At 61.6% G+C, this 18,920-nt stretch carries 14 protein-coding genes, 4 tRNA genes and 1 riboswitch; of the genes, 5 read left to right on the top strand and 13 right to left on the bottom strand.

Going from position 1 to position 18,920, the window contains the following annotated elements:
* Positions 1-110: 110 nt before the first annotated feature.
* The gene (gene leuD / locus JFT85_RS25845; RefSeq protein WP_053257092.1) at positions 111-755 is read right to left on the bottom strand and encodes a 3-isopropylmalate dehydratase small subunit; all 645 of its coding nucleotides are present in this window, start codon (positions 753-755) and stop codon (positions 111-113) included.
* Between the two features lie 10 nt (positions 756-765).
* Positions 766-2,184: a 3-isopropylmalate dehydratase large subunit gene (gene leuC / locus JFT85_RS25840; protein WP_053257093.1), complete on the bottom strand. Its 1,419-nt coding sequence runs from the start codon at positions 2,182-2,184 to the stop codon at positions 766-768.
* Between the two features lie 147 nt (positions 2,185-2,331).
* On the opposite strand from leuC, the gene JFT85_RS25835 reads away from it, so the two are divergent.
* Both JFT85_RS25835 and JFT85_RS25830 read left to right on the top strand, forming a co-directional pair.
* Entirely contained in the window at positions 2,332-3,222 is an 891-nt protein-coding gene (locus JFT85_RS25835; protein ID WP_053257094.1) for a LysR family transcriptional regulator, read from the top strand.
* 66 nt (positions 3,223-3,288) lie between these two features.
* Complete coding sequence (locus JFT85_RS25830; RefSeq protein WP_201230670.1) at positions 3,289-6,567, top strand: EAL domain-containing protein; 3,279 nt, start codon at positions 3,289-3,291, stop codon at positions 6,565-6,567.
* Between the two features lie 50 nt (positions 6,568-6,617).
* Here JFT85_RS25830 and JFT85_RS25825 read toward each other — a convergent pair whose 3' ends face one another.
* From JFT85_RS25825 to uvrB, 10 genes are all read right to left on the bottom strand, one after another.
* The gene (locus JFT85_RS25825; RefSeq protein ID WP_053257096.1) at positions 6,618-7,577 is read right to left on the bottom strand and encodes a tRNA dihydrouridine synthase; all 960 of its coding nucleotides are present in this window, start codon (positions 7,575-7,577) and stop codon (positions 6,618-6,620) included.
* 55 nt (positions 7,578-7,632) lie between these two features.
* The gene (locus JFT85_RS25820; protein WP_053257097.1) at positions 7,633-8,067 is read right to left on the bottom strand and encodes an acyl-CoA thioesterase; all 435 of its coding nucleotides are present in this window, start codon (positions 8,065-8,067) and stop codon (positions 7,633-7,635) included.
* Between the two features lie 39 nt (positions 8,068-8,106).
* Positions 8,107-8,940 carry an alpha/beta hydrolase gene (locus JFT85_RS25815; protein WP_201230937.1) on the bottom strand — a complete coding sequence of 278 codons (834 nt, stop codon included), beginning with the start codon at positions 8,938-8,940 and terminating at the stop codon, positions 8,107-8,109.
* A 16-nt stretch (positions 8,941-8,956) separates the two neighbouring features.
* Entirely contained in the window at positions 8,957-9,496 is a 540-nt protein-coding gene (locus JFT85_RS25810; protein ID WP_053257098.1) for a TetR/AcrR family transcriptional regulator, read from the bottom strand.
* A gap of 292 nt (positions 9,497-9,788) precedes the next feature.
* A tRNA-Glu gene (locus JFT85_RS25805) sits at positions 9,789-9,864 on the bottom strand.
* A gap of 79 nt (positions 9,865-9,943) precedes the next feature.
* Positions 9,944-10,019 (bottom strand) — tRNA-Ala (locus JFT85_RS25800).
* A gap of 50 nt (positions 10,020-10,069) precedes the next feature.
* Positions 10,070-10,145: transfer RNA gene (locus JFT85_RS25795), tRNA-Glu, on the bottom strand.
* 78 nt (positions 10,146-10,223) lie between these two features.
* A tRNA-Ala gene (locus JFT85_RS25790) sits at positions 10,224-10,299 on the bottom strand.
* A 147-nt stretch (positions 10,300-10,446) separates the two neighbouring features.
* Positions 10,447-11,928, bottom strand: coding sequence for a glutamate--tRNA ligase (gltX, locus tag JFT85_RS25785; RefSeq protein ID WP_053257099.1), 1,482 nt, complete (start codon positions 11,926-11,928; stop codon positions 10,447-10,449).
* Positions 11,929-12,145: 217 nt separating this feature from the next.
* The gene (uvrB, locus tag JFT85_RS25780) at positions 12,146-14,161 is read right to left on the bottom strand and encodes an excinuclease ABC subunit UvrB (protein ID WP_053257100.1); all 2,016 of its coding nucleotides are present in this window, start codon (positions 14,159-14,161) and stop codon (positions 12,146-12,148) included.
* 343 nt (positions 14,162-14,504) lie between these two features.
* Between uvrB and JFT85_RS25775 the strand changes: the two genes are divergently transcribed.
* Both JFT85_RS25775 and JFT85_RS25770 read left to right on the top strand, forming a co-directional pair.
* Complete coding sequence (locus JFT85_RS25775) at positions 14,505-15,701, top strand: amino acid aminotransferase (RefSeq protein ID WP_053257101.1); 1,197 nt, start codon at positions 14,505-14,507, stop codon at positions 15,699-15,701.
* 112 nt (positions 15,702-15,813) lie between these two features.
* Positions 15,814-16,023 (top strand): hypothetical protein, encoded by a 210-nt coding sequence (locus JFT85_RS25770; RefSeq protein WP_053257102.1) that lies wholly within the window; start codon positions 15,814-15,816, stop codon positions 16,021-16,023.
* Between the two features lie 106 nt (positions 16,024-16,129).
* Here the strand turns inward: JFT85_RS25770 and ptrR are convergent, their stop codons facing one another.
* Entirely contained in the window at positions 16,130-17,002 is an 873-nt protein-coding gene (ptrR, locus tag JFT85_RS25765) for a putrescine utilization regulator PtrR (protein WP_053257103.1), read from the bottom strand.
* 103 nt (positions 17,003-17,105) lie between these two features.
* On the opposite strand from ptrR, the gene JFT85_RS25760 reads away from it, so the two are divergent.
* Positions 17,106-18,497, top strand: a complete 1,392-nt coding sequence (locus tag JFT85_RS25760; RefSeq protein WP_201230668.1) for an aldehyde dehydrogenase family protein — start codon at positions 17,106-17,108, stop codon at positions 18,495-18,497.
* Positions 18,498-18,684: 187 nt separating this feature from the next.
* Positions 18,685-18,878: riboswitch (cobalamin riboswitch) on the top strand.
* Positions 18,879-18,920 lie beyond the last annotated feature (42 nt).

The raw sequence follows: 18,920 nt of genomic DNA, 5'->3' as shown, positions 1-18,920 counted from the left end.
GTCTTCGCGGGCAAGCCCGCTCCCACATTCAACCGAGTTCCTTCCGTTGAAATGCGATCAAATGTGGGAGCGGGCTTGCTCGCGAAGGGGCCAGTCCGGTCTACATAGAATCACGCGTCGCGAAACAACCAGGGCTGGCTGGCCCGGTGTTTGGTTTCAAACGCGGCAATCGCATCGCCGTCCTGCAGGGTCAGGCCGATATCATCCAGGCCATTGAGCAGGCAGTGCTTGCGGAAGGCGTCCACTTCAAAGTGATAGACCTTGCCGTCCGGGCGCGTAACGGTCTGCGCAGCCAGGTCGACGGTCAACTGGTAGCCCACATCGGCTTCCACTTGCTTGAACAGTTCATCCACTTCAGCGTCGCTCAAGATGATCGGCAGCAAACCATTCTTGAAGCTGTTGTTGAAGAAGATGTCCGCGTAGCTCGGCGCGATGATGCTGCGAAAGCCATATTCTTCCAGGGCCCACGGCGCGTGTTCACGGCTGGAGCCGCAACCGAAGTTTTCCCGGGCGAGCAACACGCTGGCGCCCTGATAGCGCTCGGCGTTGAGCACAAAGTCCTTGTTCAGCGGGCGCTTGGAGTTGTCCTGGTAGGCGTAGCCCACGTCCAGGTAGCGCCACTCGTCGAACAGGTTGGGGCCAAAGCCGGTGCGCTTGATCGACTTCAAGAACTGCTTGGGAATGATCTGGTCGGTGTCAACGTTGGCACGGTCCAACGGCGCTACAAGACCTGTGTGTTGGGTAAAAGCTCTCATCGGGTTTTCCTCAGATCAATTCGCGAACGTCGATGAAACGACCGTTGACGGCAGCCGCGGCGGCCATGGCCGGGCTGACCAGGTGGGTACGCCCACCGGCGCCCTGACGCCCTTCGAAGTTACGGTTGGAGGTCGACGCGCAATGCTCGCCCGACTCCAAACGGTCCGGGTTCATCGCCAGGCACATCGAGCAGCCCGGCTCACGCCACTCAAAACCGGCCTCGAGGAAGATCTTGTCCAGGCCTTCGGCTTCGGCCTGGGCTTTGACCAGGCCCGAGCCTGGCACCACGATGGCTTGCTTGATGGTCGAGGCGACTTTACGGCCTTTGGCGATCACCGCCGCGGCACGCAGGTCTTCGATCCGCGAGTTGGTGCAGGAACCGATAAACACGCGGTCCAGCTGGATGTCGGTAATCGCCTGATTGGCTTTCAAGCCCATGTATTTCAAGGCGCGTTCGATCGAACCGCGCTTGACCAGGTCGGCCTCTTTAGCCGGGTCCGGCACGTTCTGGTCGACGGCCAGGACCATCTCCGGCGAGGTGCCCCAGCTGACTTGCGGCTTGATCTGCGCAGCGTCGAGCTCGACCACGGTGTCGAACACCGCATCGGCGTCGGAGACCAGGTCTTTCCAGGCTTCGACGGCGGCGTCCCAATCGGCGCCTTTCGGCGCGAATGGGCGGCCCTTGACGTATTCAACGGTCTTCTCGTCCGCCGCCACCATGCCCACGCGGGCACCGGCTTCGATGGACATGTTGCAGATGGTCATGCGGCCTTCGATGGAGAGGTCGCGAATCGCGCTGCCGGCGAACTCGATGGCATGGCCGTTACCACCGGCGGTGCCGATCTTGCCGATCACGGCGAGCACGATGTCCTTGGCGGTCACGCCGAACGGCAGCGTGCCTTCAACCAAGACCAACATGTTCTTCATTTTTTTGGCGACCAGGCACTGGGTGGCGAACACATGTTCCACCTCGGACGTGCCGATGCCATGGGCCAACGCGCCGAACGCACCGTGGGTGGAGGTGTGGGAGTCGCCGCAGACGACGGTCATGCCGGGCAAGGTCGCGCCCTGCTCCGGACCGATCACGTGAACGATGCCTTGACGCACGTCATTCATTTTGAATTCGGTGATGCCATATTCGTCGCAGTAATCGTCGAGGGTCTGCACTTGCAGGCGCGACACGGTGTCAACGATTGCGTCGATGCCGCCCTTGCGTTCAGGCGTGGTCGGTACGTTGTGGTCAGGGGTGGCGATGATCGAGTCGACGCGCCAAGGCTTGCGCCCGGCCAGCCGCAGGCCTTCGAACGCTTGTGGCGAGGTCACTTCATGGATGATGTGACGGTCGATATAAATCAGCGACGAGCCATCGTCGCGCCGTTTCACTTCATGGGAATCCCAAAGCTTGTCGTAAAGCGTTTTGCCGGCCATCAGTCGGTCCTCATCATCGGTCTTTCTATGCCCCGGGCCTTGAGACATTCAATAACCCTTTGGCTTGTGAGGCTGATGGTATGGCGCTACATTAAATAACTCAAATTCATATTTTTTATGCTTTGGATTACCAACTGGAATACCACCATGGACCTGGCCAACCTCAACGCTTTTATCGCCATCGCCGAGACCGGCAGCTTCTCCGGCGCCGGTGAACGCCTGCACCTGACCCAACCGGCCATCAGCAAGCGCATCGCCGGCCTGGAGCAACAATTAAAGGTGCGCCTGTTCGATCGCCTGGGCCGTGAAGTCGGCCTGACCGAAGCCGGGCGGGCTTTGCTGCCGCGCGCCTATCAGATCCTCAACGTGCTGGACGATACGCGCCGCGCCCTCACTAACCTGACCGGCGAAGTCAGCGGCCGGCTGACTCTGGCCACCAGCCACCATATCGGCCTGCACCGCCTGCCCCCGATCCTGCGTACCTTCACCCGCCAGTACCCCAACGTGGCGCTGGATATTCAGTTCCTCGATTCGGAAGTGGCCTACGAAGAAATCCTCCATGGTCGCGCCGAAGTGGCGGTCATTACCCTGGCGCCTGACCCGCACAATTTGGTCCGCGCCACGCCGGTGTGGGATGACCCACTGGATTTCGTCGTGGCACCGGAGCACAGCTTGACCGGCAACGGCACCGTCAATCTGGCCGATATTGCCAGGCACCCGGCGGTGTTCCCGGGCGGCAACACCTTTACCCACCATATCGTCAGCCGCCTATTCGAGGCCCAGGGCCTGACGCCGAACATCGCGATGAGCACCAACTACCTGGAAACGATCAAGATGATGGTGTCTATCGGCCTGGCCTGGAGCGTGCTGCCGCGCACCATGCTCGATGATCAAGTGGCAAGTATCGCTTTGCCGGGCATACAGCTCAGTCGCCAGCTAGGCTATATCGTGCACACCGAAAGGACGCTGTCGAACGCTGCGCGGGCGTTCATGAGCCTATTGGATGCACAGGTCGATCTGCCAGGGCTACCGGCATGAAACTGTGCGCCCTCAAGGTCTGAAACAACTCGCGCTGACCGCCCATTGAGCCAAGGCCCCGTGATAATGCGCAACCCCGTCGACTCCGTGCCACCCCTGCCCCGCATTTACGCCCTGGACCCTCAGGAGGCGGAAAAAAGCTGGGACAACGCCCCGCAATTGCTGGCGGCCCTCAACGCCGCCCGGCTGGGCGCGTGGTACTGGGAAATCGACACCGGCAGAATCAGTTGGTCAAGGGGCACTCAGGCGCTGTTCGGCTACGACCCCCGGCAACCGTTACCCAAGGACCTGGAATACCTCGACCTGCTCGCCCCGCAGGACCGTGAGCGGGTTGTGCGCGCTTTTCATGCGGTGCTGGCGGGAGAGCCATTCGAGCAGGCCATGCACCACCAGATACGGTGGCCGGATGGCAGCGATCACTGGCTGGAAATCAGTGGCAGCCTGACACTGGACAAGAGCGGTCGGCGCCGCATGATCGGCGTGATCCGCGAGACCACCCGCCAGCACGAGCGCGAACGTGCCCTCATGCAGTCGGAAAAACGCTTCGCCACGCTGTTTCACCTGTGCCCCAACATGGTCCTGCTGACCCGTCAATCCGACGGGCTGATCAGCGAAGCCAACCAGTATTTCGAGATGCACTTCGGCTGGCCCCTGGCTCACGCCATCGGCCGCACCACCTTGGAGCTGGGTTTGTGGCGACACCCTGAAGAACGTGCGCTGCTGGTCAAGGCCACGCAGCGCAAAGGCGAACCCATCACCATGGAGGTGCAGTTCTGCGACAGCCACGGCCAGATCCATGATGGCACCCTCAGCGCGCAGAAAGTCGAGCTGGAGGGCGAGGCTTACTTGATCAGCACCTTTCTCGACACCACCGAACGCAAAAACGCCGAACAAGCCCTCAAGGACAGCCAGGAGCGCCTCGACCTCGCCCTGGATTCGGCGCAACTGGGCACCTGGGACTGGCACATTCCCACGGGCATGCTCTACGGCTCGGCCCGTGCCGCCCAACTGCACGGGCTCCCACCGGAACCCTTCCACGAGTCCTTCGATGCATTTTTTGAGGGCATGTCCGATGCCGACCGCGAAGGCATGCGCAATGCCTACCGCAGTTTGCGTGAAGGCCAGGACGGTAACTACCAGTTGACCTACCGCGTACTCACAGAGGACGGCATTCCTCGTTACCTGGAAAGTCGCGCCCGTCTGTATCGCGACGACTCCGGCAAACCGCTGCGCATGGCCGGCACGTTGCTGGATATCACTGACCAGGTGGAGCGCGAACAACGCCTCACCGCGTCCGAAGAGAAATTCGCCAGCCTGTTCCAGGCCAGCCCCGACCCGATCTGCGTCACGTGCCTGGACAGTGGCGCCTTTATTGAAATCAACCCCGCCTTCACCCAGACCTTTGGCTGGACGGTCGCCGAGGTCATCGACAAAAGCGCTGATCAAATCGGCCTATGGGATGAATCGAGCAAGCGCCTGCAGCGCATCGAACAGGTGATTCGCGAGCAGGCGCTGAGCAATGTGGCGATCGTGGTGCACCACAAGAATGGCCAATGCCTGACCTGCATGATCGCCAGCCGGCTGATCACGGTTGGAACCCAATCGTGTATCGTCACCACCCTGCGCGACATCACCCAGCAACAACGCTCGGAGGCCGCGCTGAAGGCCAGTGAAGAAAAATTTGCCAAGGCCTTCCATTCCAGCCCCGACGCTATTTCGATTACCGAACGTGACACCGGCCGCTATGTCGAAGTCAACGACGGCTTTTGCCGCCTGACCGGGTATCGCGCCGAAGAAGCCATTGGCCTCACGCTGCACCAGATTGGCATCTGGGCCGATGAAAACCAGCGCGCTGCGCTGTTGGCCGAACTGCAGATCAAAGGCCGTATCCATCACCTGGAAATGCTCTGGCACAACAAACGTGGCGAGGTGTTGGCCGTAGAAGTCTCGGTAGAACCGATCACCCTGAATGAAACGCCGTGCCTGCTGCTGACCGCGCGGGACGTAAGCCTGCTGAAAAACGCCCAGGCGCAGATTCGTCACCTGGCCTACCACGACCCGCTGACCAACCTGCCCAATCGCGCCTTGCTGATGGATCGCCTGAGCCAGCAGATCGCCCTGCTCAAGCGCCATAACCTGCGCGGCGCGTTGCTGTTCCTCGACCTCGACCACTTCAAACACATCAACGATTCCCTCGGCCACCCGGTGGGCGACACCGTGCTGAAAATCGTCACCGCGCGCCTGGAAGCCAGCGTGCGCATGGAGGACACCGTTGCGCGCCTGGGTGGGGATGAATTTGTGGTATTGCTCAGTGGCCTGGAAGGTACGCGGGCGCAAGTCAGCGCCCAAGTGCAGGAGCTGGCCGACACCTTGCGCGAATTGCTCTCGGAGCCGATGTTCCTCGATGGCCACCGCTTGCAGGTCACGCCCAGTATTGGCGTGGCGCTGATTCCCGACCACGGCTCCACGCCGGCCGACCTGCTCAAACGCGCCGACATTGCCCTGTATCGCGCCAAGGACTCGGGGCGTAACACCATACAAATGTTCCACAACAGCATGCAAAAAACCGCCAGCGAGCGCCTGCGCATGGAGACCGACCTGCGCCTGGCCTTGTCACGCGGCGAATTCAGCGTGCATTACCAGCCGCAAGTGGATGCGCGCGGTAACAAAATCGTCGGCGCCGAGGCGCTGGTACGCTGGCAGCATCCGCAGCTGGGTGCGCAGTCACCGTCCGAATTCATCAAGGTCCTGGAAGACAGCGGTCTGATCCTGGAAGTCGGCACCTGGATTCTCGATCAAGCCTGCGGCGCGTTTGCGCAACTGATTGCCGACGGACTGGTCGACCCACTGAATTTCAGCCTGTGCGTGAACATCAGTCCCCGGCAGTTTCGCCAGAACGACTTCGTGGAGCGGGTGGAGCACAGCCTCAAGCAGTACCAGTTGCCCCACAGCCTGCTCAAACTGGAAATCACCGAAGGCATCGTGATCCAGAACCTCGACGATACCGTGGCCAAGATGCGCCGCCTGAAAAAACTCGGCGTCAGCTTTGCGATGGACGACTTCGGCACCGGCTATTCGTCGCTGACCTACCTCAAGCGCCTGCCGGTCGATGCGCTGAAGATCGACCAGTCCTTTGTACGCGACGCGACCCATGACCCCAACGACGCAGAAATCATCCGCGCCATTGTGGCCATGGCCCGCAGCCTGAACCTGGAGGTGATCGCCGAGGGCGTGGAAACCCCGGAACAACTGGCGTTCCTGCAAAAGCTGGGCTGCCATTTGTTCCAAGGGTATTTGCACAGCCGCCCATTACCGATCGAGGACTTCAGGCGGTTGCTGATCTGAGGCGCATCCGCCTCATTGCCTGTCTCGGTCAATCCGCGGCCATCAAACGATCAAGCAGCAGCCGGAGGGGGCATGCCCAACAAACGACCGACCTGTTGCAAGTCGGTTTCCCGACGCATCACGGTGAACAGCTCCACCGCCTCGGGATAATTGCGTGTGAGCATCGCCAGCCATTGCTTCAAACGACCCGGCGCCTGCTTTTCGGTCAACTGCGCCACCGATTGGCGCCAGAACTCCTGGAGCATCGGCTGCATTTCGGCCCAGGTCATTTCCACCACCTCTTCACCCGCCTTCGCCGCCACAATCTGCCGCGCCAGGTCGGGACGTGCCACCAGGCCACGGCCGAGCATGATGTCGTCGGCGCCGCTGATTTCGCGGCAACGCTTCCAGTCTTCGACGCTCCAGATATCGCCATTGGCGAACACCGGCACCTTGACCACGTCCTGCACGCGCGGGATCCACTCCCAGTGAGCGGGCGGCTTGTAGCCATCGGCCTTGGTCCGTGCATGCACCACAATATGTGCCGCACCGCCTTCAGCCAGGGCCGTGGCACACACCAGCGCACCGTCCGGGCTGTCGAAGCCCAGGCGCATCTTGGCGGTGACCGGAATATGCGCAGGCACTGCGCGGCGTACATGCTCGACAATCTGGTTAAGCAGCTCCGGCTCCTTGAGCAATACCGCACCGCCACGGGATTTGTTAACGGTCTTGGCCGGGCAACCGAAGTTCAGGTCGATCACCTGCGAACCCAGCTCACAGGCCAACGCCGCGTTTTCCGCCAGGCAGACCGGGTCGGAACCCAGCAACTGCACGCGCAGCGGCACGCCCGCTGCGGTGTGGGCACCGTCCAGCAGTTCCGGGGCGAGCTTGTGGAAATAGGCCGGCGTGAGCAGGCGGTCATTGACGCGAATAAATTCGGTCACGCACCAGTCAATACCGCCCACGCGGGTCAACACGTCCCGCAGGATGTTGTCGACCAACCCCTCCATGGGCGCCAAAGCAATTTGCATGGAAAACACTCAACAAAAATCGTGGCGCAGTTTACTGGGTTTCCCAGCGTAACCGTTAACCCCCTGTCAGGGCGGGACCATAGCCGTCGAGAAATTCAGCCGGCATGCGCTTGGGCTTGCCGCTGGACAGCTCGATGCAGACAAAGGTGGTGTGCGCGCGTAGCAAGGTCGCGCCGTCACGGGGGCGAACCAGTTGGAAGCGGCGAGTCATTTTCAGGCGCTGGTCCCAGTCGACGATCCAGGTGGCCAGTTGCAGCTCGTCGCCCTCATAGCCCGCCGCCAGGTAGTCGATCTCATGACGCACCACGGCCATCGCGCGGTCCAGGCGGCGGTACTCGGTGAGGTCCAGCCCCAGCCGCTGGGAATGGCGCCAGGCGCAACGCTCCAACCAGGACACGTACACCGCGTTATTGGCGTGCCCCAGGCCGTCGATGTCTTCAGCGGCGACCTGCAGATCAATGATAAACGGCGTTGCCAAATCCCAGCCCATGCCTTGCTCCAGTCGATTAATGTCGGCGGGAGCAGTGTATCAGGCGGTTTGCCGCGCCTGTAAACGGCAGCCGGCCAGGAGCGTCAGTACGCCGTCGATCACCCGCGGGTCGGCCAGCACCTTCTTATGGCCGCCCTGCTCCAGGCGCAGCAGACGGCTGTCGAACCAGGCGTCATGAATGGCTTGCGAAGCTTTGACCGGAACAAAGGTGTCGTCTTCGGCGTGCACGATCAGGCCCGGAAGGTTCATCTGGTAGTGAGCGACGTCCAAGTGCTTGAGCGGCATGCCGAAAGTCAATTCGACTTCGCGGATAAACGCGGCGCGCGCACGGGCCGGCAAGCCCACCATACCGGCAAACCCCCGCAGCACATCGAGGAACCGCGACGGTGCCGCAATGCTGACCAACGCCTCGGTACGCAACCCCAACTGCACCGCCAGCAGCGCACTGGCGCCGCCCATGGAATGCCCCACGACCGCCTGCAGCGGTGGTAACTCCGCGGCGGCTTCGAGCATCGCGCGAGCAAACAGCAGCACATGCGCTTCACGCCCAGGCGAACGGCCATGGGCCGGCCCATCCAGGGCAATCACCGAATAACCGTTATCCACCAGCGCGGTGATCAGACTGGCGAACTGCGTGGGACGCCCTTCCCAACCGTGCATCAGCAACACGGCGGGCCCTTGCCCCCAGCGCAACGCCGACAGACCAAAACGCAGGGTGATGCGCTCCGATTGCGCCAGCAGCGGTAACTCCCAATCACGCGGCGGCAGGTTGCGAGGCGTCATGAACGTGCGGCGCAACTTACTCGCCACCGTGCGCGGCGCCAAGCGGCCGACGGTGCCATTGAAACCACGAATCCAGGTTAATGCGCCCATCATGCGACTCCCCTTTTTAACGTACCGCCGACTTGGCAGCGCGTAACACGCGGTCCGACAATTCGCCCGGGCCGAGGGCCCGCGCCAAGGCCAGGCCGCCGATCATCAGGGCCATATCCGCCAGAGCTTTGTCGGTGTCCTCCGGGCTGGCGGCCAACTGGGCGGCCATCAACTCCGTATGTTCGTTGAGCGCCAGGCGAAACTCATCCGGCAGGCGGCTCATCTCGCCCACCGTTGCCGGGATCGGGCAGGCCTGGTCCGTCGAGTCGCGGTGTTTGCGCGACAGGTAGAACGCCGCCACCAGGCTTCTGCGTTCCTCGCCGGTGAGGCTTGCGTCCATATCGTCAATGGAGGCACGACGCCGGGCCAGCAACTGCGTGAAGGCCTCCAGCATCAACGCGTCTTTGCTTTCAAAGTGCGCGTAGAACCCGCCGACCGTGAGCCCGGCTGCACCCATGACTTCACCGACGCTCGGCTCGGCAGGGCCGCGCTGGATCAACGCCGCGCTGGCAGCCTGCAAAATGCGTTCGCGGGTTTGCGCTTTTTTATCGCTCATCGTTGCCTCCGTCTGTCATGGGTTAAATATTATTACCATAATAATATTTCGCAAGCCACCCACTTAACCGCTCGTCCGAGCAGCACCGATGAGAACGCATGGAATAAAGCGCCTGCCGCCACCGTTTGCGATGCGGCGAGCCGAGGCCAACTGACTGGAAGCCTTGTGCGCCAATATGTGCGGGTTCGATGGGGAGATTTGGGGGTGGGTGTAAAAAACCCAAACGCCAGACAAACAAAAGGGCCATTCAATAATTGAATGACCCTTAAAAATCCCGCAGAGCGGGTAATCGTGGCGTCCCCTAGGGGACTCGAACCCCTGTTACCGCCGTGAAAGGGCGGTGTCCTAGGCCACTAGACGAAGGGGACACAAACCTTCTATACAACGTGATCAGGCTGAGTCTGATCAGCTCAAGGACGGTGTGGCCGGAACCTTGAACGTGTAAATTGGTGGAGCTAAACGGGATCGAACCGTTGACCTCTTGCATGCCATGCAAGCGCTCTCCCAGCTGAGCTATAGCCCCGGATTTTTCGCCTCGCGGCGCAGCAGACCTTGCGAGCTGCTTGTTGAAACTGGCGTCCCCTAGGGGACTCGAACCCCTGTTACCGCCGTGAAAGGGCGGTGTCCTAGGCCACTAGACGAAGGGGACAAAACCTTCTGTACAACCGATCAGCGCTGAGAACTGATCAATTCAAGGCCGGTGTGGCCAGACCTTGAACCTGTAAATTGGTGGAGCTAAACGGGATCGAACCGTTGACCTCTTGCATGCCATGCAAGCGCTCTCCCAGCTGAGCTATAGCCCCTCATCGGTGAGGACGGGGCGAATCTTAATGGCGGTTTGGAAGTGTGTCAAATTTATTTTCAACAATTTCCAAAATTTTTTGCCGGGATAACAATCACTTACCGCCCAAACCCCGGAAAACCGGGGTTTGGCCGTTACAACCGGTTGCTTAGCCGATAGCGCCCAGCAACTTTTCCCACTCTTTGTTTTCTTTCTTCGACACACCACCAAGCAAATCAAGGGCTTGGCGCAGACGGAAACGCGTGAGGTCCGGGCCGAGAATTTCCATCGCATCGAGTACCGATACCGAACTGGCCTGCCCGGTAATAGCGGCAAACATCAGCGGCATGGCATCGCGCAACTTCAGCTCAAGGGACTCGACCACCGCCTGGATCGTCGCAGTAATCGCCTCTTTCTCCCACTGACGCAGGCTTTCGAGCTTCCACAGGATCAACTGCATCAACTGGCGAACCTGGTCACCCGAGAGCTTCTTGGATTCAAACAGCTTGGGATCCGGGTTCACGCCACCAGCAAAGAAGAAACTGGCCAACGGTGCGACCTGGCTGAACGTCTCCACCCTGCCCTGCACCAGCGGTGCGATCTTCATCATGTACTCGGGGTTCAACGCCCACTGCTGCACGCGGCTGGCGAACTCTTCCACCGGCAGGTCACGCAGCCACTGGCCATTGAGCCACGACAGCTTCTCGATATCGAAAATCGGCCCGCCCAAAGAGACACGGGACAGGTCGAAGTTATCGACCATTTCCTGCAGCGAGAACTTCTCGCGCTCGTCCGGCATCGACCAGCCCATGCGGCCCAGGTAGTTGAGCATCGCCTCAGGCATGAAGCCCATGCGCTCGTAGAACGTCACCGACGTCGGGTTCTTGCGCTTGGAGAGCTTGCTCTTGTCCGGGTTACGCAGCAGCGGCATGTAGCACAACTGCGGTTGTTCCCAGCCAAAGTACTCGTACAGCAGAATCAGTTTGGGCGCCGACGGCAGCCATTCTTCGCCGCGCAGCACGTGGGTGATGCCCATCAGGTGGTCGTCGACCACGTTGGCCAGGAAGTACGTCGGCAGGCCGTCGGTCTTCATCAGCACCTGCATGTCCATGCGGTCCCACGGGATCTCGACGTCACCGCGCAGCATGTCCGGCACCACGCACACGCCTTCGCTCGGCACTTTCATGCGGATAACGTGAGGCTCGCCGGCAGCCAGGCGCTGGGCCACTTCTTCTTTCGAGAGCAGCAGCGCGCGGCCGTCATAGCGTGGGGTTTCGCCACGCGCCTGTTGCTCGGCGCGCATCTGGTCCAGCTCTTCGGCGGTGCAGAAGCACGGGAAAGCATGGCCCATGTCGACCAATTGCTGGGTGTACTGCTTGTAGATCTCGCTGCGCTCGCTCTGGCGATACGGGCCGTGCGGGCCACCGACGTCCGGGCCTTCCGCCCAGGTAATGCCCAGCCAGCGCAGTGCATCAAAAATCTGCTGCTCCGACTCACGGGTCGAACGCAGTTGATCGGTGTCTTCGATCCGCAGGATGAATTCACCGCCGTGCTGCTTGGCAAAGCAGTAGTTGAACAGGGCGATGTAAGCAGTGCCGACGTGGGGATCCCCAGTAGGCGATGGCGCAATGCGCGTGCGGACGGTGGTCATGGCAGGTCTCGAATGGGCGATAAAACTGAAAATTCAAACAAGGGGCGAATGGTAACAGCCTGGGGTGCTTGGGCTCCAGCGTGGGTGATTCTGGTGGACCGCGGTGCCGCCCTTAGCGAGCAAGCCCGCTCCCACATTCGACCACATTCTCATGCTGGCAATCGGTCAACCGTGGGAGCGGGCTTGCTCGCGAAGAGGCCATCACCGCCGCTGCCAATCAAACAGCCAACAACCGCTCCCGCAACTTGCCGATCTCGTCCCGTGTCTGCGCGGCGGCTTCGAACTCAAGATCCCGCGCCAGCTGGTACATCTTCTCTTCCAACTGCCGGATACGCTTGGTGATCTCACTCGGCGAGCGCAATTCGTTCTCGTACTTGGCGCTCTCTTCCGCCGCCTTGGCCATGCCCTTGCGCTTCTTGCTGCGCGAGCCGGGCACAGTGGCGCCTTCCATGATGTCGGCAACGTCCTTGAACACGCCCTTGGGCGTAATGCCATTCTCCAGGTTGAAGGCAATCTGCTTGTCACGGCGGCGCTCGGTCTCGCCAATTGCCCGCTCCATGGAGCCGGTGATGCGATCCGCGTAGAGAATCGCCCGGCCATTGAGGTTACGCGCCGCACGCCCGATGGTCTGGATCAGCGAGCGCTCGGAACGCAGGAAGCCTTCCTTGTCGGCATCGAGGATCGCCACCAGCGACACCTCCGGCATGTCCAGGCCTTCGCGCAACAGGTTGATCCCCACCAGCACATCAAAAGTACCCAGGCGCAGGTCGCGGATAATCTCGACGCGCTCCACGGTGTCGATGTCGGAGTGCAAATAGCGCACGCGCACGCCGTGGTCGGCCAGGTAGTCAGTCAAGTCTTCGGACATGCGCTTGGTCAGCGTGGTGACCAACACCCGCTCTTCCAGGGCCACGCGCTTGGTGATTTCCGAGAGCAGGTCATCGACCTGAGTCAGCGCCGGGCGGATCTCGATTTGCGGGTCCACCAGGCCGGTCGGGCGCACCAGTTGCTCAATCACGCGCCCCGCATGCTCCGCTTCGTAGTTACCCGGGGTGGCCGAAACAAAGATCGTCTGCGGGCTGATGCTTTCAAACTCGTCGAAGCGCATCGGCCGGTTATCCAGCGCCGAAGGCAGGCGGAAGCCATATTCCACCAGGGTTTCTTTACGCGACCGGTCACCTTTGTACATCGCGCCCACCTGCGGCACGCTGACGTGGGACTCGTCGATCACCAGCAAGGCGTCGTCCGGCAGGTAATCAAACAGGGTCGGCGGCGCCTGCCCGGAGTCGCGCCCCGAGAGGTAGCGCGAGTAGTTTTCGATGCCGTTGCAGTAACCCAGCTCCAGGATCATCTCCAGGTCGAAGCGAGTACGCTGCTCCAGGCGCTGGGCTTCCACCAGTTTGTTGTTGGCACGCAGGTATTCCAGGCGCTCGGCCAACTCGACCTTGATGCCCTCGATGGCGCCCATCAGGGTTTCACGCGGGGTCACGTAGTGGCTTTTCGGGTAGAAGGTGAAGCGCGGCAGCTTGCGGATCACCTCGCCGGTCAGCGGGTCGAAGGCCGACAGGCTCTCGACTTCATCGTCGAACAGCTCGATGCGGATCGCTTCCAGGTCGGATTCGGCCGGGTAGATGTCGATCACATCGCCGCGTACGCGGAAGGTGGCGCGGGCAAAGTCCATGTCGTTGCGGGTGTATTGCAAGCTCGTCAGGCGCCGCAGCAGCTCGCGCTGGTCGAGTTTGTCGCCACGGTCGACGTGCAACACCATCTTCAAATAGGTTTCCGGGCTGCCCAGGCCGTAGATGCACGACACCGTGGTGACGATGATCGCGTCCTTGCGCTCCAGCAGCGCCTTGGTCGCCGACAGCCGCATCTGCTCGATGTGGTCGTTGATCGACGCATCCTTCTCGATAAAGGTATCGGAGGACGGCACATACGCTTCGGGCTGGTAGTAGTCGTAATAGGAAACGAAGTATTCCACTGCGTTGTTCGGGAAAAACGCCTTGAACTCGCCGTAGAGCTGCGCGGCCAGGGTCTTGTTCGGCGCCAGCACCAAGGTCGGCCGATTGGTCTGCGCAATCACGTTGGCGATGCTGAAGGTCTTGCCTGAACCGGTCACCCCGAGCAGCGTCTGGTGCGCCAGGCCGGCTTCGATGCCTTCAACCATCAGGCGAATGGCTTCGGGTTGGTCGCCGGCGGGTTCAAAACGGGTGACGAGCTGGAAATCCGACATAACGTACCTCGTGAAGTCACCCCAGACTCAATACCGCCAGGGACGAAATAGCTCAGCAACCCGCGAATAGTTATCGCAGGCTGCAGGAAAAAACCATGATAGCTGTAGAAGTGGTGACGAATGTGACGGGTTTCAAGGCAATCGTCCTACCTGCCGTGGTTGACCAATGTTGCAATAAGACTAACGGTCGGCAAATAAACCGAAAAACTTGGCCGAAAAGCCATTTCGGCTGTCGCCCTCAGCCTGGATGGCCTCTATACTAGCTCCCCGTTTGTGCACCGCTCTAGTGCATTCGGCTGGAGCGCGACACGTCCCTCCATTCCCCCATAGAGCTGCCGCAAAAATGAGCCTGTTCTCCGCTGTCGAAATGGCACCACGCGATCCAATCCTGGGCCTCAACGAAGCATTCAACGCCGACACCCGAACCACCAAGGTCAACCTTGGCGTGGGCGTTTACTGCAACGAGGAGGGGAAGATTCCACTCTTGCGTGCCGTTGCCGAAGCGGAAGCCATTCGCGTGGCGCAACACGCCGCCCGTGGCTACTTGCCAATCGACGGCATCGTGGCGTACGACCAGGCCGTGCAAACGCTGCTGTTCGGCGCTGACTCGCCGCTGCTGAGCGCCGGCCGTGTCATCACCGCACAAGCGGTCGGCGGCACCGGCGCGCTGAAAATCGGCGCCGACTTCCTCAAGCAACTGCTGCCCAACGCCGTCGTCGCCATCAGCGACCCGAGCTGGGAAAACCACCAGGCGCTGTTCGAAAAAGCCGGCTTCCCGGTGCAAACCTATCGCTACTACGACGCCGCCACCCACGACGTGAACCGTGCCGGTCTGCTCGAAGACCTCAACGCCCTGCCGCCACAGTCCATCGTGGTGCTGCACGCGTGCTGCCACAACCCGACCGGCGTCGACCTGAGCCCGGCCGACTGGCAAAACGTGCTGGACGTGGTCAAGGCCAAGAACCTGGTGCCGTTCCTCGACATGGCCTACCAGGGCTTCGGCGACGGCATCCACGAAGACGCCGCAGCGGTGCGCCTGTTCGCTGAATCGGGCCTGACCTTCTTTGTGTCCAGCTCGTTCTCCAAGTCGTTCTCGCTGTACGGCGAACGTGTGGGCGCGCTGTCGATCGTCAGCGAATCCAAGGAAGAAAGCGCGCGCATCCTGTCCCAGGTCAAGCGTGTAATCCGCACCAACTACTCCAACCCGCCAACCCACGGCGCGGCCATCGTAGCGGCAGTGCTGAACAACCCTGAGCTGCGCGCCCAGTGGGAAGCCGAACTGGCTGAAATGCGCCTGCGCATCCGTGGCATGCGTGAGCAGATGGTCGCCGAACTGGCCAAAGCAGCGCCAGGCCACGACTTCAGCTTCGTCGGCCGCCAGCGCGGGATGTTCTCCTACTCCGGCCTGACGGTTGAGCAAGTCACCCGCTTGCGCACCGAGTTTGGTATCTATGCACTGGACACTGGCCGCATCTGTGTGGCGGCGCTGAACCAGTCGAACATTGGCGCGGTAACAAAGGCGATTGTTCAGGTTCTATAAACCTGACGGTGCTAAACGAAGGGAAGCCGCGGCTTCCCTTTTTTAATGCCTGTCGCAAAACACCCCGCTCCCCTAGACTGAACCTCGACTGCCCCTTTGCTGTGAGAGCCCTATGAGAAACGACGACTTGGACCTGCGCGCCGACCGCGACGAACTGGATGATTTCACCCCGCGCGCGCCGCAAGCCAAGCGCCAGAAAAGCCTGGTGCTGCAAGTCGCCCTCGGCGTGTTCCTTGGCGGCCTGGCCTTGTGGCTGGTGCAACTGGGCGCGACGGCGATCATGGCCAAATTGGCGATGGGCACCTTCCAGTTCGGCGGCTGACAGCGATCCCCTGTGGGAGCCGGCTTGCCTGCGATTACGCCAGGCCTGCCGATACCTCTATCGCTGATACACCGTTATCGCAGGCAAGCCAGCGCCCACACTGGCGCTACTTGGCTTGCAGAGCGCGCGCTTCCAACAACTTCACAAAGCTGTTCAAACTCTGCGACACCGTGCCCCGCCGCCAGATCAGCCAGGTGTGCAGAATGCGGAACGCGTCGCTCAACGGCCACACACTCACCGCCGTAAACCCCGGCATGCTTTCCAGCATGCTGCGCGGCATCAGCGCCAGGCCGGCGCCGGCGCTGACGCAGGCGAGCATGCCGTGGTAGGACTCCATCTCGAAAATCTTGCCCGGCACCGCACCATCCTGTGAGAACCACCGTTCGAAGTGATGGCGATACGAGCAGTTCGCGCGAAAGGTGTAGATGCTCTCCCCCGCCACATCCTGGCCGCGGGTGATCGGCGCGTGATGCAGCGGCGCAATCACCACCATTTCCTCTTCAAACACCGCCACGCCCTCCAGCGTGGCATGCAGCACCGGGCCGTCGACAAATGCCGCCGCCAGGCGCCCCGACAACACGCCTTCGATCATCGTGCCCGACGGCCCGGTGCTCAGGTCCAACTCGACCTTGGCGTACTTCTGGTTATACGCCGCGAGCAACGCCGGGATACGCACGGCGGCGGTGCTCTCCAGCGAGCCGAGGGCAAACGCGCCCTGGGGCTCCTCACCCGCCACCGTCGCGCGGGCTTCTTGCACCAGGTCGAGAATACGCCGCGCATAGCCGAGGAAATTCCACCCGGCCGGTGACAGACGCAGGCGGCTTTTCTCGCGGATAAACAATTCCACGCCCAAGTCTTGTTCCAGTTGCTTGATCCGCGTGGTCAGGTTCGACGGCACGCGATGAATCAACTGCGCGGCGGCGCTGATGCTGCCTTGCTCGGCAACCGCCTTGAAGATTTCCAGCTGCACCAGATCCAAGTCATTCTCCAATCGTGAACGTATTGCTTAATATTATTCAGTTTCCAGAAAATATGCAGCCCCGTAGGCTAAACCCATTCCACTCATTCAGCCGGACGGTGCCATGAACGCGATGACTCAACAGACCCACGCCTTGTCGATCAACCCCGCCAACGGCGAAACGGTCGGCAGCTACCCTTACGAAACCGAGGCGCAACTGGACGCCGCGCTCAACCGCGCCACCGACGCCTTCCGCACCTGGCGCCGCCAGCCGGTCAGCCAGCGCGCCGAGCGGCTGCTGGCCCTGGCCAGTGCGCTGCGTGACCAAGCCGAAGACATGGCGCAGATGATCACCCTGGAAATGGGCAAACCCATCGCCCAGGCTCGCGCCGAAATCGAAAAATGCGCACACCTCAGCGAATGGTATGCCGCCCACGGCCCGGCCATGCTCGCGCCGGAGCCAACGCAGGTGGACAACGGCAGTGCCCAGATCGAATACCGCCCGCTGGGCCCGATCCTCGCGGTGATGCCGTGGAACTTCCCGGTCTGGCAAGTGCTGCGCGGCGCCGTGCCTACGATGCTCGCCGGCAACACCTACGTGCTCAAACACGCGCCGAATGTCATGGGCAGCGCCTACCTGATGAAAGCGGCGTTCCAGAAAGCCGGGTTCGCTGAAGGCCTGTTCGAAGTGATCAACGTGACCCAGGACGGCGTCTCCACCGCCATCGCCGACCCACGCATCGCCGCCGTCACGTTAACCGGCAGCGTCCGCGCCGGCATGGCCATCGGCTCCCAGGCCGGTGCCGCGCTGAAAAAATGCGTGCTCGAACTGGGCGGCTCCGACCCGTTTATCGTGCTCAACGACGCCGACCTCGATGCCGCCGTCCAGGCCGCCGTGATCGGGCGTTTCCAGAACAGCGGCCAGGTCTGCGCCGCCGCCAAGCGCCTGATCATCGAAGACGGCGTGGTAGAAGCCTTCACCGCTAAATTCCTCGAAGCCAGCCGCGCCCTGGTCATGGGCGACCCGACAGCTTCCAGCACCTACGTCGGCCCGATGGCGCGCTTCGACCTGCGCGACGAGTTGCACGGCCAGGTCCAGGCCACCCTGGACGAAGGCGCGACCCTGCTGCTGGGCGGCCACAAAGTACCCGGCGCCGGCAACTACTATGCGCCCACCGTACTGGCCAACGTCACCGACCAGATGACCTCGTTCAAACAGGAACTGTTTGGCCCCGTGGCCTCGATCATCACCGCCCGCGATGCCGACCACGCCGTGGCCCTGGCCAACGACAGCGAGTTTGGCCTGACGGCGAGCGTCTTCACCACCGACTCGGCCAAGGCACGCGACATCGCCAACCAACTGGAAACCGGCGGGATCTTCGTCAACGCCTTCAGCGTCTCGGACCCTCGGGTCGCGTTCGGCGGCATCAAGAAAAGCGGGTTTGGGCGGGAGTTGTCGCACTTTGGCGTGCGCGAATTCTGCAACGCGCAGACGGTGTGGCTGGATCGCAAGTAAGTCTCTGAGGCTGGCCGTGATAGTTGGCGCAAGCCAACTACCGGTGGCGAGCGGGCGTGCCCTGCTCGCCAGCAACTTACGGCCCTTGCCCTGGCGTTTGGCGCTGGCCTTGCCACCACACGCCCGGCGGCCCCGCTGATCGACGGGTATGGGGTACGCAGATCAAGCTCCCCCTGCCGGTCACGATCGACTACCATACCGCGCCGGTTCCCAAATGGGACTAATAGGGAATTCGACGCGCAGCCCATCGCGCCAATCGAAACTGCCCCCGCAACTGTAGGTGCCGAGCCTGCTCCACATCGCCACTGGGCATTGCCCGGGAAGGCCGGAGCGAGGCGATGACGCATCAGTCAGGAGACCTGCCGGCCCAGTAACTCACTAACCGGCGGGGTGTCCGGGAAGGACGTCCTCGCCTGCCTGAAC

Origin of the sequence: Pseudomonas sp. TH04 (assembly GCF_016651355.1) — a bacterium.
In the GTDB taxonomy this organism is placed as follows: domain Bacteria; phylum Pseudomonadota; class Gammaproteobacteria; order Pseudomonadales; family Pseudomonadaceae; genus Aquipseudomonas; species Aquipseudomonas fluorescens.
Note: the sequence above shows the minus strand (reverse complement) of the source record. Positions and strands in the feature narration are given on the sequence as shown.

Bases quoted from the DNA above. Each gene is read 5' to 3' on its own strand.
- leuD (WP_053257092.1), bottom strand. From the start codon at position 755: ATGAGAGCTTTTACCCAACACACAGGTCTTGTAGCGCCGTTGGACCGT.
- leuC (WP_053257093.1), bottom strand. From the start codon at position 2,184: ATGGCCGGCAAAACGCTTTACGACAAGCTTTGGGATTCCCATGAAGTG.
- JFT85_RS25835 (WP_053257094.1), top strand. From the start codon at position 2,332: ATGGACCTGGCCAACCTCAACGCTTTTATCGCCATCGCCGAGACCGGC.
- JFT85_RS25830 (WP_201230670.1), top strand. From the start codon at position 3,289: ATGCGCAACCCCGTCGACTCCGTGCCACCCCTGCCCCGCATTTACGCC.
- JFT85_RS25825 (WP_053257096.1), bottom strand. From the start codon at position 7,577: ATGCAAATTGCTTTGGCGCCCATGGAGGGGTTGGTCGACAACATCCTG.
- JFT85_RS25820 (WP_053257097.1), bottom strand. From the start codon at position 8,067: ATGGGCTGGGATTTGGCAACGCCGTTTATCATTGATCTGCAGGTCGCC.
- JFT85_RS25815 (WP_201230937.1), bottom strand. From the start codon at position 8,940: ATGGGCGCATTAACCTGGATTCGTGGTTTCAATGGCACCGTCGGCCGC.
- JFT85_RS25810 (WP_053257098.1), bottom strand. From the start codon at position 9,496: ATGAGCGATAAAAAAGCGCAAACCCGCGAACGCATTTTGCAGGCTGCC.
- gltX (WP_053257099.1), bottom strand. From the start codon at position 11,928: ATGACCACCGTCCGCACGCGCATTGCGCCATCGCCTACTGGGGATCCC.
- uvrB (WP_053257100.1), bottom strand. From the start codon at position 14,161: ATGTCGGATTTCCAGCTCGTCACCCGTTTTGAACCCGCCGGCGACCAA.
- JFT85_RS25775 (WP_053257101.1), top strand. From the start codon at position 14,505: ATGAGCCTGTTCTCCGCTGTCGAAATGGCACCACGCGATCCAATCCTG.
- JFT85_RS25770 (WP_053257102.1), top strand. From the start codon at position 15,814: ATGAGAAACGACGACTTGGACCTGCGCGCCGACCGCGACGAACTGGAT.
- JFT85_RS25760 (WP_201230668.1), top strand. From the start codon at position 17,106: ATGAACGCGATGACTCAACAGACCCACGCCTTGTCGATCAACCCCGCC.